This window comes from Corynebacterium auriscanis (genome assembly GCF_030408435.1).
Taxonomy (GTDB): domain Bacteria; phylum Actinomycetota; class Actinomycetes; order Mycobacteriales; family Mycobacteriaceae; genus Corynebacterium; species Corynebacterium auriscanis.
On the sequence record NZ_CP047046.1, the window covers coordinates 1,077,614 to 1,092,763 of the forward strand.

Below are 15,150 nucleotides of genomic sequence, written 5' to 3' on the forward strand. Positions count from 1 at the left end.
TTTAACCACTGCTACTGAGGAGTTCACATTAGCGCTGAAGCTCGCATCAACGACCGAATTCGAGTCCCTGAGGTCCGACTCGTCGGTCCCGGAGGAGAACAGGTCGGAATCGTCAAGACAGACGATGCCCGCAAGCTGGCCTATGAAGCAGACCTCGACCTAGTTGAGGTTGCGCCGAACGCCAAGCCGCCCGTGGCCAAAATCATGGACTACGGCAAGTTCAAGTACGAGCAGGCTCAGAAGGCCCGCGAGTCTCGTAAGAACCAGCAGCAGACCGTGGTGAAGGAACAGAAGTTCCGCCCGAAGATCGATGATCACGATTACGAAACCAAGAAGAACAACGTAATCCGATTCCTCGAAAAGGGGTCCAAAGTCAAGGTCACCATCATGTTCCGCGGTCGCGAGCAGTCGCGTCCGGAGCTGGGCTTCCGTTTGCTGGAGCGGTTGGCCACCGACGTCGAAGAATACGGCCAGGTGGAAACTCGCGCCAAGCAAGATGGACGCAACATGACCATGGTCATTGGACCGCTCCGCAAGGGCAAAAAGTAAAGCCAAAATACTAACTAGAGGAGCTCTCTCATGAAGCAGAAGACTCACAAGGGTGCTGCCAAGCGCATCAAGATCACCGGTTCCGGCAAGCTGCGCCGCGAGCAGGCCAACCGTCGCCACCTGCTGGAGGGCAAGCCTTCCCGTCGCACCCGCCGCCTGAAGGGCACCGAGGACGTTTCCCCCGCTGATACCAAGCGCATGAAGCGACTGCTAGGCAAGGCATAAGGTTTTCCGTCGTTCGGATAACTACTTCAGCCTTTCCTACCTTTTACAACTCATAACACCCAAAACTAAGTAAAGGACGTATCACCGTGGCACGTGTCAAGCGCTCTGTGAACGCAAAGAAGAAGCGTCGCGAAGTACTCAATTCCGCCAAGGGCTACCGTGGTCAGCGCTCCCGCCTGTACCGCAAGGCCAAGGAGCAGATGCTCCACTCCAAGACTTACGAGTTCCGCGATCGCCGCGCTCGTAAGGGTGATTTCCGTAAGCTGTGGATCCAGCGCATCAACGCTGCCGCCCGCATGAACGACATCACCTACAACCGTCTGATCCAGGGGCTGCGTCTGGCTGAGATCGAGGTTGACCGCAAGATGCTGGCTGAGCTGGCTGTTAACGACTTCGACGCTTTCTCCACCCTGTGCGAGGCTGCCAAGGCCGCTTTGCCAGAGGACGTGAACGCACCAGCTGCTTCCTAGTCAGCACCCTAGATTCTCATCCTAGAGTCTTAGGGCAAACTTCACTGACTTAGCTCGTCGCGCCTTATATCGAGCATCCAACACCTGATCCCGCCGCGGTGGGGTCGGGTGTTTTTTCGTGCCCTGTGCCTGGGTTAACGGGTAGGGGCTGGGGAAAGGGGTAGGGCCGGGGAAGGGGCAGGGTCGGGAAAAGGGTGGCTGGGCTGGGGAAAGGGGGCTGGGGAAAGGGCGCTGGGTTATCAGGCTGGCCCGGGTTAACGGGCAGGGCCGGGGAAACGGGTAACGTTGAAAATCAGGCGCCAACTATCATCGGCAAGCACACGCGAACGGAAGAGTAGGAGACGATTGTGAGCCACCCATTTAATGGTGAACCTACGCCTAATTATTCTGGCGATTCTAATCCCTACCGGGCACATTCCCACTCCGGGATGCCCACGCATCCTCATTCCGGGATGCTCGAATACAGTAGCCCGGATCTGTATCGGACGGGCGGTGTTACGCCTGCTTCTCATTTCGGCACTGGTTATGGTTACGGGGTCCCGAGCCAGGTGCCGCCTGGCTATAACCAGAAAAACTGGGTCGTGGCCCTGTTGCTCGCATTTTTCCTTGGCTCGTTCGGTGCACACAATTTCTACCTAGGCCGTACTGGTCGGGGGTCCATCCAGCTTGCGATGACCTTACTCTCGTGGCTCACCGTAATTATTTTGATTGGGTTCGTAGGATTGGCCATCGTTGGAATCTGGGTCTTCGTGGACTTCTTATTGATCTTGACGGGTAGCGGCGGGTATGACCGCGATTCAAACGGGTTTCCCTTGGAACGCTAGTCCCGCGTCGCTGTCCGTCTCCGTACCCTCGGTACAGTTAGAGTTATGTCTGAGCAGGAGATCTTTACCGAACGCACCCCACGAATTGTTGCCGCGGCGAAATTGCACCGCGCCGCCGCGCGCCGGAAGGCTGGTCGATTCTTGGCCGAGGGAGAAAATGCTGTCACGTCGGCCCTCCAACACGGTTCGGTCATTGAAGTCTTTGTTACTGAGTCTGCTGCTCAACGCTTTTCTTCTTTGCTCGACGCCACCCCCTCCGCGCCTATTAATTTCATTTCACCCCGCGCGGCCGACCACCTCGCGGAAACCGTCACGTCCACGGGTTTGTTCGCGCTGTGTAACTCTCAACTCGCGGACTTGGATGCGGTACTGGCTTCCGCGAAAAATAACTTGCCGTTGATCTCGGTTCCCGTGGAAACCGCTGAACCGGGCAATGCCGGCACCATCATCCGTGTCTCCGATGCGCTGGGCGCCGCTGGCGTGATTTTCGCGGGGCAGTCAGTCGATCCTCAAGGCGGGAAAGCGGTTCGGGCTTCTGCGGGTAGTCTTTTCCACCTGCCCGTGGCCCGCGAAGCAGGTGTGGCCGAAGTGATCGATCGGCTTCACGAGGACGGCTTCACTGTCATGGCCACGGCAATGGATGGTGACGTTTCTTTGGATGAGGCCGTGGCGGCTGATCCTGGGGAGCAGCCCATTCTGGCGCAACCCACCGCGTGGCTCTTTGGCAACGAGGCCCATGGGCTGGGTCATTGGCAGGATTTGGCCGACTTGCGGGTCAGCATCCCAATGCGAGGCCGCGCCGAGTCTATGAACTTGGCCACAGCAGCATCAATTTGCCTCTACGAGTCCGCTACAGCGTTAGCGCGACTTAGTGGCGAGAGTCGCGCGCACGGTTCATAATTGACGCGAAGTTTCTACCCGGTAGCTCTTAATCAGAGAAAGGCGTTGCAGCCTTGGGTGCAATTAAAACCCTCATCGCTAAGCGCAGGGTTTTAGCAACGATCGTCACCCCAATGGGCCGGAGCCTGGACCGTACACGGTTTTGGTAGTTGATGATTCCACAGCCCAGGTCATGGCCATGTCCAGTGGATCTCCAGGTCCTCCAAAGGCTAAAACGGTGAGCTTCATTATCGCGCTCCACGATTCGTGGACAGCGAAGGCGGGCCAGCACGTGACGATAAGTATCAACGCGCAACAAGCGTGGTGGCCTAGTGATACCGGCCTGCCGATAGGGGCCATGCGTGCGAATCAACAGACCATGCAGGAAATGCTTGTTGAATAGTGTTAGCGAGTGTTGAGAATACTTCGCTCGGGGTCAAGGTTCTGTACAGCAGGCGCAGCTCGGGGGGGCAGGTGGCTCGCGCGCTGGGTTTCGTGCCGGCCCGCGCGCTGGGCCTCGTGCTGGTGTTCCCGCGTTGGGTTTCGTGTGGGGTGGTGGGTGCAGGTGGGTCGCGTGCCAGTGTTCGCTCGCTGGGCCTCGTGCCGGTGTTCCCGCGTTGGGCCGCGTGCCAGTGTTTTCGCGCTGGGCCGCGTGTCGGTGTTCTTGCGTTGAGCAATGAATGTGCAGCAGAAGTCGCACAAAAACGCGTGGAAGGGTCAGGCGGTGAATGCAACATCTTCGGATGGGTCGAGGTTAAAGAATACTTCCCTCGGGGTCAGCCCATCTAGCACCACCCGTGGAGTGTCGTTGATGAGGTCTTCATATTCCTGGAGTTGCTCATGGGTCACCGTGGCAAGATCGGTGCCTTTCGGAATGAATCGGCGTAGCTCGGCATTAATATTCTCGTTACTCGGCCGCTGCCATGGGGAGTGCGGATCGCAGAAGTAGAGCTTCAACCCCTCAAAATGCTCGGCCAGCTGACCACTGACAGCCATTTCCGCGCCCTGATCCCAGGTCAGGGTCTGGACGCGACGGTCTGGGGCGATAGCCATCTGGTTGATCTGCCCGAGCATGTCTTTCAACGCGGTGACCACGGTCTGGGACGTGTGATCGGTGGTTAACAACCTGGCCATGAACAACCGGCTATGCCGTTCTATCAAGGTGATGATCGCGTGCTTTCCACCCTGAGCGCCTCACACGAGGTCACCTTCCCAATGTCCTGGCACCGCCCGGTCAGCAGCGTGTGGTGGGCGGGTGGAGTATTGTCGCGCCATGAACCCATGGTTTCGCCCCACGTCCGCGAGTCGGTAGCTTCGAGCGGGGTCGTCGTCCTGTGCGACCTGATCGAAAGGGCGTAGTCGACGGTTAACTCATGGCGTAGCCCACCAGCTGCTTGGACGTAGAGGGCTTGGTACATCGTTTCGTGTGACAAGGTCAACTCCTGATGAATGCCGGATAAACGTTTCAGCCTAGCTACGATACGTTTCGGTGAGACCTGCCGGTTCAAGCAGTCGAATGACGATACGTCGTAACGTGGTATGAGCATCAAGTTTTCGCGGTTTCGGGCGTTTGGCTGCATCGATGCTGCGTTGCTGGGCTATCAGTGGGTGATACACCCCGTCGATACTGTTGCGGGTTACCTCGCGGCTGATCACGCTGGGATGCCTGCCGAGTTGTCGGGCGGTGCGGCGGATGGAATAACTCTGATCTAGGCAAAACTTGATGTAGACCCTGTCGAACGCGGTTAAGCGCATACCCCGGCCGACTTTGACTGTCGCTGGCTGATAATTCACCACCACGGGGTCTACTGACAACACAATGGGTTGATCACGGTTACTTGTCGACGATACCGACGGGCGGGACACAGGCATGACAGAATTATGTACCCACCGGTACACGGTAACTGGGTGGACACCAGTTCTGGCGGCAATATCGTGATCACTTCGCCCAGCACATGCTAAGAACATGACCATCATCTGGGTGGTTGTCTTGTGGGTGGCAAGACCACCACCACGTCCCCGCGCAAGGCGCGCACCTTGGCTTGTGATGTAGTCCCGCAACGCACGGTCGGTACAGCCGGTGGCTTGGGCTGCGTGCAGTGCGCTGTAGCGGTGGTTGGCGATCAGGTCGAAAGCAGCAACAACAGCAGGATCGGGAGTGTAGGACATCATCAACACCTCATGAACAAATCAGGGTGTTGCATTCACCACTAGACCCCACCCGTCATTTTGTCGGAGTTCTGCTGCACATTGTGTGAACTGGTGTGTGTGGGGTGTGTGGGGTGTGTGTGATCTGGTGTGTGTGGGGTGGTGGGTGCAGGAGTCTCTCCGCGCGTTGGCTCTTGTGTCGGTGTTCTTGCGCTGAGCAATGAATGTGCAGCAGAAGTCGAACAAAAACGCGTGATTGTGTCGGAGTTCTGCTGCACATTGTGTGAACTGGTGTGTGTGGGGTGGTGTGTGTGGTGGTGGGTGCGGGGGGATCTTGAGTTGGGTCTCGTGCGGGAGGGGATTTTGTGTTGGGTCTCGTGCGGGAGGGGTTCTCGCGCTGGATTTCGTGCCGGTGTTCCCGCGTTGGGTTTCGTGTGGGGTGGTGGGTGCAGGTGGGTCGCGTGCCAGTGTTTTCGCGCTGAGCAATGAATGTGCAGCAGAAGTCGAACAAAAACGCGTGATTGTGTCGGAGTTCTGCTGCACATTGTGTGAACTGGTGTGTGTGATCTGGTGTGTGTGGGGTGGTGGGTGCAGGTGGCTTCCGCGCTGGGTCTCGTGCGGGAGGGGATCGCGCGCTGGGCCTCGTGCTGGTGTTCCCGCGTTAGGTTTCGTGTGGGAGGGGATCGCGCGTTGGCTGTTGTGTCGGTGTTCTTGCGTTGAGCAATGAATGTGCAGCAGAAGTCGAACAAAAACGCGTGATTGTGTCGGAGTTCTGCTGCACATTGTGTGAACTGGTGTGTGTGATCTGGTGTGTGTGGGGTGGTGGGTGCAGGTGGCTTCCGCGCTGGGTCTCGTGCGGGAGGGGATCGCGCGCTGGGCCTCGTGCTGGTGTTCCCGCGTTAGGTTTCGTGTGGGAGGGGATCGCGCGTTGGCTGTTGTGTCGGTGTTCTTGCGTTGAGCAATGAATGTGCAGCAGAAGTCGAACAAAAACGCGTGATTGTGTCGGAGTTCTGCTGCACATTGTGTGAACTGGTGTGTGTGATCTGGTGTGTGTGGGGTGGTGGGTGCAGGTGGCTTCCGCGCTGGGCCGCGTGCCAGTATTCCCGCGCTGGCCCTCGTGCCGGCGTTCTTGCGGTGGGTTTCGTGCCGGTGTTCTTGCACTGGACCCGAACGCGTCCACGCCGATCGTTATCGGGGGTAGAAGTACTTTAGATCCATCAATTTGCCTCTACGAGTCCGCTTAAGCACTAGCGAAGGCAGTGGATTGCTAAGCTACTAGGCGTTGACTATTGGCGCGCAGCGCGCGGCGTCGATATAAAAAGAAAAGCAACGACAGTTCCCGTTTGATCAGTTTGAGGTGCACATTGTCAGAGAGCACACCCGCACAGCCATTAACCGAGGCCAGCATGCAGGCTGCCGCAGATGCTGCTGAAAAGGCTTTTGCGGAAGCTAGTAATTTAGAGGAACTGGCGGTTGTACGTCGGGAGCACTTGGGGGAGGATGCCCCGATCCCTGCGGCCCGGCGCAGCCTGGGGTCCCTGCCAAAAGACCAGCGCAAGGATGCAGGCCGGATCGTGAACATCGCACGTGGCCGCGTAGAGAAGCGATTTGCAGAGGTCAAGGCTGAACTGGAGCGCAAGCGCAACCAAGAAGTACTGCGGGCGGAGCGCATTGACGTTACGCAGCCCACCACACGTGGCCAAGTGGGCGCCCAGCACCCCATCACGATCCTGTCCGAGCAGATCGCGGACATCTTTGTGGGCATGGGTTGGGAAATCGCCGATGGCCCGGAGGTCGAGGCGGAGTACTTCAACTTCGATTCCTTAAACTTCATCCCCGATCACCCTGCGCGTACTCTGCAAGATACGTTCCACATTGCACCGGCAGGATCCCGCCAAGTGCTACGTACCCACACTTCACCGGTGCAGATGCGTACGATGCTTTCGCGTGATGTGCCGATTTATATTGCCTGCCCGGGGCGAGTTTTCCGCACGGACGAGCTGGATGCGACCCACACGCCCGTGTTCCACCAGATCGAAGGCCTAGCTGTGGATAAGGGCCTTACGATGGCGCACCTCAAGGGCACCCTAGATCACCTAGCCCAGACCCTGTTCGGCCCAGAAACCAAGACTCGCATTCGCCCGAATTATTTCCCGTTCACCGAGCCCTCTGCCGAGGTGGACGTGTGGTTCCCCAATAAGAAGGGGGGCGCAGGCTGGATCGAGTGGGGTGGCTGCGGGATGGTCAACCCCAACGTCTTGACGGCTGCGGGCATTGATCCGGAAGAATACTCCGGCTTCGCATTCGGCATGGGTATCGAGCGCACCCTGCAGTTCCGCAACGGTTTGCCCGATATGCGCGACATGGTGGAAGGCGATGTGCGTTTCACTCTCCCATTTGGCGTACGGGGATAGCGAACCCGGCACACAGCGACTCGCCGAAATAGCGAACCCGGCACACAGCGACTCGCCGAAATAGCGAACCCGTCAGAAAAGCAGACTAGACAAACAACATCTTCAAGCTGGAGTACCCACCACAATGCTAATTTCCCAATCTTGGCTAACCCGCATTCTCGCCACCGCCAATCCCGGCTGGTCAGTCAGCCCCGAGGAATTCGACGCGGGCTTCGTGCGCGTAGGGTTTGAAACCGAGGGCTACGAGGCTATCCCGACCACGACGGGCCCGTTGGTATTCGGCCGTGTGGAAAAGATCGAGGAGCTGGAAGGGTTTAAAAAGCCCATTCGTTACTGCGATGTCAATGTAGGCCAAGCCAATGGCACCGGCGAGTTGCAGCACATCATCTGTGGCGCCCGGAACTTCGCTGAAAATGACATTGTGGTTGTGGCGCTGCCGGGGACCGTGTTGCCCGGTAATTTCGAAATTTCCGCACGCAAGACGTACGGCAAGGTTTCCGAGGGCATGATCTGCTCGGCCATGGAAGTGGGCCTGGCTCAGGTGCAAAACCCGGGCATCATGACCGTCTCCGAGGCGGAGATGCAGGCACACGGTGCGTCCATTGGGGATGATGCGCGCTCCTTCCTAGGCTTGGACGACACGGTATTTGAGGTCAACATCACTCCCGACCGCGGATATGCACTGTCAGCTCGCGGGTTGACGCGCGAGCTGGCATCCAGCTTTAACCTGCAGTTCCGCGATCCGGCGAAAGACCCCGCAGCGGCTGCCCTAGCCGACGATCTGTTTGCCGGTCTGCCGGGAACAGACGGTGAAGTTCACGAGTTGCACGTGGACGAGGCAACCAAGTGTTCCAAGTTCGCCCTGCGCAAGGTCACAGGCGTTGACCCGAAGGCCGAATCCCCCATGTGGTTGCAGCGCGAGTTGATGTTGTGTGGTCAGCGGCCTATCAACGTGCCAACGGATGTCACCAACTACGTGATGTTCCTGTTGGGACAACCCATGCACGCCTTCGATGCGAACAAGATCACCGGGCCACTGCACGTCCGCCTGGCTAATGCGGGGGAGAAGCTCACCACGTTGGACGACGTGGAGCGCACGCTGGTTGCCGAAGATGTGGTCATCTGCGATGAAAGCGGCATCCAATCGCTGGCCGGAGTGATGGGCGGCAGCACGTCGGAGATTTCTGATTCCACCACCGACGTGTTGTTCGAAGCTGCCCACTGGGACCAAATCACGGTTGCTCGTACGTGTCGACGCCACAAGCTCAGCTCCGAAGCTTCCCGCCGGTTTGAACGCGGAACCGACCCAGCGGTGATCGAAGAAGCCCTAGACATGGCGGTGGCCCTCTTACGCCAGATCGCTGGGGGAACGGTTGTCGAGGGAATCACCCGCGTGGGTGAAGTTCCCGCAATGAACCCCATCGTTATCCACACCTCCCGGCCGGGCAAGGTGGCTGGCAAGGTGTACCCCGATGGGACGACCATCTCTCGTCTGCGTGAAGTGGGCTGCACTGTGGAGGAAACCGGGGAACGCGATGCCAACGGCGCGCGCGAGATCACGGTTGTCCCACCAACGTGGCGCCCAGATCTCACGATGCCCGCTGACCTCGTTGAGGAAGTCCTGCGCTTGGAAGGTCTGGAGGGTATCCCATCCATCGTTCCCACCTCACCCTCTGGCCGTGGCCTCACCCCACGTCAGCGCATGCGCCGCAATGTGGGCCGGGCTATGGCATGGTCCGGTTTCGCGGAGATCCTGCCGACCCCATTCATCGCCAACGACGTCTTTGACGTGTGGGAACTGGCGGAGGATGATCCACGCCGCCGCACTGTCAAGGTGTTGAACCCTCTGGAAAATGACTATGCGCAGCTGGGAACAACCTTGTTGCCGTCCATGATTGAATCGTTGCGCCGCAACGTCACCCGTGGCCAGCGTGATGTGGCGCTGTACGGTGTGGAACAGACCAGTCAGGTGCGCGAGGGTTCGGGTGGTATTTCTCCGATGCCTTCGGTCAAGGCTCGCCCCAGCGAAGAGGAAATCGAGCAGTTGCTGGATTCCATTCCGCTTCAGGAGCTGCACGTGGCGATGATTGCGACGGGTAACCGGCAGTGGCAGGGTACGTGGGGCCAAGCCCTGTTGTTCGAAGCCACCGATGCCGTGGAGGCGGCGCGCATTGTGGGTCGCGCTGCGGGCGTGGAATTCACTTTCCGCAATGCCGAGTATCTGCCGTGGCACCCTGGGCGTTGCGCGGAGATCTTGGTCGGGGACGTGGTCGTAGGCCATGCCGGCGAGCTTCACCCGCAGGTGTGTGAGCGCGCTGAGTTGCCGCCACGCACTATTGCAATGGAGATCAACTTGGATGCCTTGCCGCTCGAGGAGAGGTTCCCTCGTCCGTTGTTGAGCTCTTACCCCGCCGTGCTTCAGGATGTGGCAGTTGTGGTCGACGCTGACGTGCCGTCCACCGAGGTGGAGGCTGCGCTCCGGGATGGTGCTGGGGAGCTGTTGGAGGAGATTCGCCTGTTCGATGTCTACACTTCCGAGGCGTTGGGTGCGGACAAGCGCTCCCTGACGTTCTCCCTGCGCTTCCGTGCAGCCGATCGCACGCTCACCGAGGAAGAAGCTTCGCAGTCCCGTGAGGCTGCGGTCGCGGAGGCCGCCAGTCGCGTGGGTGCAGAGCTGCGCGGATAAGCCTTCGGCCGCGCTGAACGTGAGTGTTCGTTCGTGGCTGTGAGCGGATGAGCATTCGCGGGCGCTCTCGGTGAACAGCGCAAAAGTATGAATAAATCACGCAATTCTGCATAATTTGCATTTGGTAGTTTATTCGGGCATAATTATCCGCATGCTTAAAATCGCAGTCGCTGGAGCCAGTGGATACGCAGGGAGCGAAGCTCTTCGTCTCCTGCTCAACCACCCCGGATTCGGAACCGATTTCACCATCGGTTCCCTTACTGGGGGATCGAATGCTGGGCGCCGATTCGGTGAGCTCGTCGGCCACCTCCCACAGCTGGCTGATAGGCAGTTGGAGGAAACTACCGCAGATATCCTTGCGGGTAATGATGTGGTTATCCTAGCCCTCCCACACGGTGTTTCTTCCTCGTTGGACCTACCGGAAACCGTGAAGGTCGTCGATTGCGGTGCTGATTATCGGCTGCGTAACGCCAACGACTGGGTCCGGTACTACGGCACTGACCATCCGGGAACGAAGCCCTATGGCATCCCGGAAATGCCCGGCCATCGCGAGGATATTGCGCAGGCCAACTATGTAGCTATTCCCGGTTGTTTCCCGACCGGAGCGACCTTGGCAGCTATGCCCGGTATCGTTTCCGGTTTGATGTCTCCGCAGGTCAGTGTGGTTTCTATCACTGGTACTAGCGGTGCTGGTAAGAAAGCTGCGGTGAACCTCCTAGGGTCTGAAACCCAGGGCAACCTGCGCGCCTACGGTGTGGGCACGCACCGCCATACTCCGGAAATTACGCAGAACCTCCGGGAACTGCTCACCGATACAGACGGCGTGCACGTTACATTCACCCCGGTCCTTGCACCATTGACCCGTGGCATTCTCACGACGGTCACGGCCCCCGCCCGTGGTCGTGCGGAGGACCTGCGCCGAGCGTACGAAGACTTCTGCGCCAATGAGCCATTTCTGAACCTCCTTCCGGAGGGGCAGCAGCCAGAGACTAAAAACGTTCAAGGTTCTAATATGGCTCACCTTCAGGTGCAGGTTAACGACGGCATGGTTGTGGCCACCTCCGCGATTGACAACCTCACTAAGGGCACCGCTGGCGCCGCTATTCAATGTCTCAACCTCATGCTGAACTGGGATGAAACCGCGGGATTGCCGCAGACGGGAATGTAACCGATGACTTCTTCTCCATTGTCCGACCCTCAGGGGCCCACTTCGCACGCGGGCGGTGCCGCGTCCTCCGAGGGCACCCCTGTTGATAACAGCCCTGTTGATAAGAGCACTGCTGTCAATGGTCCTATTGATAACAGCGCTGTTGATAAGAGCGCTACTGTCAATGGCCCCATTGATAACAGCCTTGCTGATAACAGCCCTATCGATCACGGCAGCGCCCCTGATTCCACCCGCACCACAGCACCGATGGGCGTGACCGTTCCACAGGGTTTCCGCGCCGCGTCCACCACGGCGGGAATTAAGCCATCGGGCAATCCCGATATGGCCCTCATCGTTAACGATGGTCCAGAGTTCCATGCCGCGGCCATGTTTACGCGTAACAAGGTGACCGCGTCCCCCGTGCGCTACACCAAGCAGCACAACGATGGGCAGTTCAAAGCCGTTATCGTCAACGCCGGCAATGCGAACGCGTGCAATGGCGCCCAAGGCGATCGCGATGCGGCCCAGATGGCGGCGGAGGCGGCTGCGGCGGTGGGGGTGGACCCACACGATGTTGCGGTGTGTTCCACCGGGCTGATCGGTGACCTGCTGCCGATGGACAAGGTTAGCAGTGGCATCGCCCAGCTAGCGGAAAATCTTTCAGATGACGTTAACGCTGGTGAGGGCGCTGCAGAAGCCATCATGACCACCGACTTGGTCACGAAACAGTCCGTGTACCACGGTGACGGGTGGTCCATTGGCGCCATGGGCAAGGGGGTGGGCATGATGGCTCCTTCTCTGGCTACCATGCTGGTTTTCTTGACTACTGACGCCAAGCTCAGCGGACCCAACAGCGCTCACAAAGCACTCAGTAGCGCGACGGCGACGACCTTTGACTGCATCGATGTGGATGGTTCTACCTCCACGAATGACACGGTCGTATTACTGGCGAACGGCGCGTCCGGGGTTACCCCAGACGAAGAGGAATTCGTTGCCGCTGTGCACCAAGTGTGCCTGGATATTGCGATGCAGTTGCAAGCGGATGCCGAGGGCGTGACCAAACGCGTATCCATCACCGTCACGGGTGCAGCAACGGACGCCGAAGCCAAGGATGCCGCCCGGGTCGTTGGTCGCGATAACCTATTCAAATGTGCGATGTTCGGTTCGGACCCGAACTGGGGCCGTGTGCTGGCCGCAGTTGGTATGGCTCCGGTGGAAATGGATCCGAATGCAATCAGTGTGAGCTTCAATGGGCAGCCGGTATGTGTCAATGCCACCGGTGCGCCAGGCGCTCGCGAAGTGGACCTTTCCGGGGCGGATGTGGCCGTAGAGGTCGATCTAGGTGTGGGGGATGGCACCGCCACGGTGTGGACCACGGACCTGTCTCATTCTTATGTAGAGATCAACTCGGCGTATTCCTCTTAACAGGGTGCGTGCAATCGACACTAGTAACAGTGGGAAGGAAAACGAGCCACCATGGCTGAGATCCACAACAGCGTAGACACAACGGGGTTGACCCCTGAGCTGCGCAGCCACGTGCTGGCAGAAGCACTACCGTGGCTACTGCACTTCCGCGACAAGATCGTGGTGGTGAAGTATGGCGGTAACGCCATGATCGACGAGAACCTCAAGCGCGCTTTTGCCGCCGACATGGTTTTCCTCCGCGCAGTAGGTGCTCGCCCCGTCGTAGTGCACGGCGGTGGGCCCCAGATTAATGCGATGCTGAACAAGGTGGGCTTGGAAGGCGAGTTCCGCGGTGGTTTCCGCGTCACGACCCCCGAGGTCATGGAATATGTCCGCATGGTGTTATTTGGCAAGGTCGGTCGTGAACTGGTGGGCTTGATCAATGAACACGGCCCCTACGCTGTGGGTGCCTCCGGCGAGGATGCCGGATTGTTTACAGCCGTCAAACGCCACCACGTTGTGGACGGGGAAGAGGTGGATCTGGGCCAAGTGGGCGCTATTGCGCACGTCAATGCCAGCAGCCTGGTGGATCTCATCGATGCCGGCAGGATTCCCGTGGTCTCCACTATTGCGCCAGATGCAAACGGGGAGATTTATAACATCAATGCCGATACCGCCGCCGGCGCGCTTGCTGCGGCTCTCGGTGCTGAACGATTGGTCATGTTGACCAACGTCCAAGGGTTGTACACGGACTGGCCCAACAAGGACTCATTGGTATCCCGCTTGACCCCCGAAGAGCTCGCCGAACTGTTGCCCGGACTGGATGCTGGCATGGTTCCCAAGATGGAAGCCTGCCTGGATGCGATGAAGGGCGGAGTGAAAGCCGCACACGTCATCGACGGTCGCATCGAGCATTCCGTATTGCTGGAGCTGATGACCGAAGGCGGTATCGGAACGATGGTCACGGACGATAGCTGGAGCCCCGAGGGGCTGGATACCCTCACACGCACTGAGGAAGCAGGATCATGAACGCCACCAACCACAACTCACTTCACACCCCTAACCCCAACTTAAACTCGGTTGGAGCAGGCGGCGGTGCGGCTGCGGATTCCACGTCGTGGCAGCAGCACTGGCAAGCCGACCTCATGGATACCTATGGCACCCCACAGCGTCAACTGGTCAGTGGCTCCGGTGCCCACGTCACGGATTCCGAGGGCAATACCTACCTCGATTTGCTGGCGGGCATTGCCGTGACCGCGCTGGGGCACGGCCACCCGGCGATGGTCGATGCAGTCACCAAGCAAATATCGACTCTCGTGCATACTTCCAACGTGTGGGCACACCCGCAGGTACTGGAGCTGGCTACACAGCTGAAGTTGATCGTGGCGGAGGGATTTACCGAGGGAGGTGAGGGACCCGCCAAGGAATCTAATGAGAGATGTGCGACAGGCGAATCCCACCCTGCCCCCAACAAGCTCGAGGACATTCAGGCTGCCAAGGTGTTCTTCTGTAACTCGGGAGCGGAGGCCAATGAGGCGGCGTTCAAGATCGCCCGTGCCACCGGGAGACCCACGATTCTGGCCGCTGAACGCGGTTTCCACGGGCGGACCATGGGCTCGCTGGCGCTCACGGGACAACCCGATAAGCGTGCACCTTTTGAGCCCATGCCAGCTGGGGTGAAGTTCTACACCTACGGTGATATCGAGTCCGTACGTGCTTTAGCGGATGAGAACACCGCCGCGATCTTCCTAGAATCCATACAAGGAGAAACTGGCGTGATTCCAGCACCCGCTGGGTTCCTCGCCGACCTCCGCGCACTGTGTGACGAACTGGGCATACTCCTAGTCATTGATGAAGTTCAAGCGGGTATGGGCCGCACCGGACAATGGTTCGGGTTCCACCACGACGGGGTGCTACCCGATGTCATCACCATGGCCAAGGGCCTCGGCGGCGGATTGCCCATCGGTGCGGTGATGGCCATGCCACGCGCCCAACTACTGACTAAAGGCAAGCACGGCACAACCTTCGGTGGAAACCCCGTGGTGGCCGCCGCAGCCAATGCCGTGATCCGTACCATCAAGGACGAGAACCTTTTGGATAACGTCAACCGACAAGGCGAGGCCCTCGCCTCCGCGTTGGTAACAGACCCCAGCGTGGTAGAAGTGCGAGGACGCGGGCTGATGCTGGGCGTGGTCCTCGACGAGGATTTGCGTGTGGATCCGCTGGATTTCGGCCTCATTCTCAACCGCCCCAGCCCGAACGTGCTGAGAATTGTGCCCCCACTGAATCTCACGGCGGAGGATGCCCAGGAAGGCGTCGAGAAACTAAAAAAGATGCTGCAAGCCCACCGGGACGCGCCCAAGACAAACCCCTAGCCCCGGCTTACAACGAAGAAAACCCAAGG

The 15,150-nt window shown here is 59.0% G+C and carries 13 protein-coding genes and 1 pseudogene; 12 read left to right on the forward strand and 2 right to left on the reverse strand.

Annotated features, from left to right (window positions below):
- The first annotated feature begins 27 nt into the window (after positions 1-27).
- From infC to CAURIC_RS04510, 6 genes are all read left to right on the forward strand, one after another.
- Positions 28-549 carry a translation initiation factor IF-3 gene (gene infC, locus CAURIC_RS04485; protein WP_083283854.1) on the forward strand — a complete coding sequence of 174 codons (522 nt, stop codon included), beginning with the start codon at positions 28-30 and terminating at the stop codon, positions 547-549.
- A 30-nt stretch (positions 550-579) separates the two neighbouring features.
- Positions 580-774 (forward strand): 50S ribosomal protein L35, encoded by a 195-nt coding sequence (gene rpmI / locus CAURIC_RS04490; protein ID WP_013888305.1) that lies wholly within the window; start codon positions 580-582, stop codon positions 772-774.
- Between the two features lie 86 nt (positions 775-860).
- The gene (gene rplT / locus CAURIC_RS04495; protein ID WP_035113345.1) at positions 861-1,244 is read left to right on the forward strand and encodes a 50S ribosomal protein L20; all 384 of its coding nucleotides are present in this window, start codon (positions 861-863) and stop codon (positions 1,242-1,244) included.
- Between the two features lie 452 nt (positions 1,245-1,696).
- Positions 1,697-2,068 carry a TM2 domain-containing protein gene (locus CAURIC_RS04500; protein WP_268871046.1) on the forward strand — a complete coding sequence of 124 codons (372 nt, stop codon included), beginning with the start codon at positions 1,697-1,699 and terminating at the stop codon, positions 2,066-2,068.
- Positions 2,069-2,113: 45 nt separating this feature from the next.
- Positions 2,114-2,968: a TrmH family RNA methyltransferase gene (locus tag CAURIC_RS04505; protein WP_035113344.1), complete on the forward strand. Its 855-nt coding sequence runs from the start codon at positions 2,114-2,116 to the stop codon at positions 2,966-2,968.
- Positions 2,969-3,146: 178 nt separating this feature from the next.
- A complete protein-coding gene (locus tag CAURIC_RS04510; protein WP_290183384.1) occupies positions 3,147-3,350 on the forward strand; it encodes a hypothetical protein in 204 nt (67 codons plus the stop codon).
- Between the two features lie 314 nt (positions 3,351-3,664).
- Here CAURIC_RS04510 and CAURIC_RS04515 read toward each other — a convergent pair.
- Both CAURIC_RS04515 and CAURIC_RS04520 read right to left on the reverse strand, forming a co-directional pair.
- Positions 3,665-4,123: pseudogene (locus CAURIC_RS04515) on the reverse strand (IS30 family transposase); the annotation flags it as partial.
- A gap of 294 nt (positions 4,124-4,417) precedes the next feature.
- Positions 4,418-5,119, reverse strand: coding sequence for a helix-turn-helix domain-containing protein (locus CAURIC_RS04520; RefSeq protein WP_201448030.1), 702 nt, complete (start codon positions 5,117-5,119; stop codon positions 4,418-4,420).
- Positions 5,120-6,501: 1,382 nt separating this feature from the next.
- On the opposite strand from CAURIC_RS04520, the gene pheS reads away from it, so the two are divergent.
- From pheS to CAURIC_RS04550, 6 genes are all read left to right on the forward strand, one after another.
- Positions 6,502-7,509, forward strand: coding sequence for a phenylalanine--tRNA ligase subunit alpha (gene pheS, locus CAURIC_RS04525; RefSeq protein ID WP_282940837.1), 1,008 nt, complete (start codon positions 6,502-6,504; stop codon positions 7,507-7,509).
- A gap of 124 nt (positions 7,510-7,633) precedes the next feature.
- Positions 7,634-10,195, forward strand: coding sequence for a phenylalanine--tRNA ligase subunit beta (pheT, locus tag CAURIC_RS04530; RefSeq protein WP_282940814.1), 2,562 nt, complete (start codon positions 7,634-7,636; stop codon positions 10,193-10,195).
- A gap of 151 nt (positions 10,196-10,346) precedes the next feature.
- On the forward strand, positions 10,347-11,363 hold the full coding sequence (gene argC, locus CAURIC_RS04535; protein WP_282940816.1) for an N-acetyl-gamma-glutamyl-phosphate reductase: 1,017 nt from the start codon (positions 10,347-10,349) through the stop codon (positions 11,361-11,363).
- Positions 11,364-11,609: 246 nt separating this feature from the next.
- A complete protein-coding gene (gene argJ / locus CAURIC_RS04540; protein ID WP_035113187.1) occupies positions 11,610-12,767 on the forward strand; it encodes a bifunctional glutamate N-acetyltransferase/amino-acid acetyltransferase ArgJ in 1,158 nt (385 codons plus the stop codon).
- A 51-nt stretch (positions 12,768-12,818) separates the two neighbouring features.
- Entirely contained in the window at positions 12,819-13,775 is a 957-nt protein-coding gene (argB, locus tag CAURIC_RS04545; RefSeq protein ID WP_265915394.1) for an acetylglutamate kinase, read from the forward strand.
- The gene (locus CAURIC_RS04550; RefSeq protein WP_290183385.1) at positions 13,772-15,121 is read left to right on the forward strand and encodes an acetylornithine transaminase; all 1,350 of its coding nucleotides are present in this window, start codon (positions 13,772-13,774) and stop codon (positions 15,119-15,121) included. The genes argB and CAURIC_RS04550 overlap by 4 nt, the downstream gene beginning before the upstream one ends.
- Positions 15,122-15,150: the final 29 nt, after the last annotated feature.

Bases quoted from the DNA above. Each gene is read 5' to 3' on its own strand.
- rpmI (WP_013888305.1), top strand. From the start codon at position 580: ATGAAGCAGAAGACTCACAAGGGTGCTGCCAAGCGCATCAAGATCACC.
- CAURIC_RS04500 (WP_268871046.1), top strand. From the start codon at position 1,697: ATGCTCGAATACAGTAGCCCGGATCTGTATCGGACGGGCGGTGTTACG.
- CAURIC_RS04505 (WP_035113344.1), top strand. From the start codon at position 2,114: ATGTCTGAGCAGGAGATCTTTACCGAACGCACCCCACGAATTGTTGCC.
- CAURIC_RS04510 (WP_290183384.1), top strand. From the start codon at position 3,147: ATGTCCAGTGGATCTCCAGGTCCTCCAAAGGCTAAAACGGTGAGCTTC.
- CAURIC_RS04520 (WP_201448030.1), bottom strand. From the start codon at position 5,119: ATGATGTCCTACACTCCCGATCCTGCTGTTGTTGCTGCTTTCGACCTG.
- pheS (WP_282940837.1), top strand. From the start codon at position 6,502: ATGCAGGCTGCCGCAGATGCTGCTGAAAAGGCTTTTGCGGAAGCTAGT.
- pheT (WP_282940814.1), top strand. From the start codon at position 7,634: ATGCTAATTTCCCAATCTTGGCTAACCCGCATTCTCGCCACCGCCAAT.
- argC (WP_282940816.1), top strand. From the start codon at position 10,347: ATGCTTAAAATCGCAGTCGCTGGAGCCAGTGGATACGCAGGGAGCGAA.
- argJ (WP_035113187.1), top strand. From the start codon at position 11,610: ATGGGCGTGACCGTTCCACAGGGTTTCCGCGCCGCGTCCACCACGGCG.
- argB (WP_265915394.1), top strand. From the start codon at position 12,819: ATGGCTGAGATCCACAACAGCGTAGACACAACGGGGTTGACCCCTGAG.
- CAURIC_RS04550 (WP_290183385.1), top strand. From the start codon at position 13,772: ATGAACGCCACCAACCACAACTCACTTCACACCCCTAACCCCAACTTA.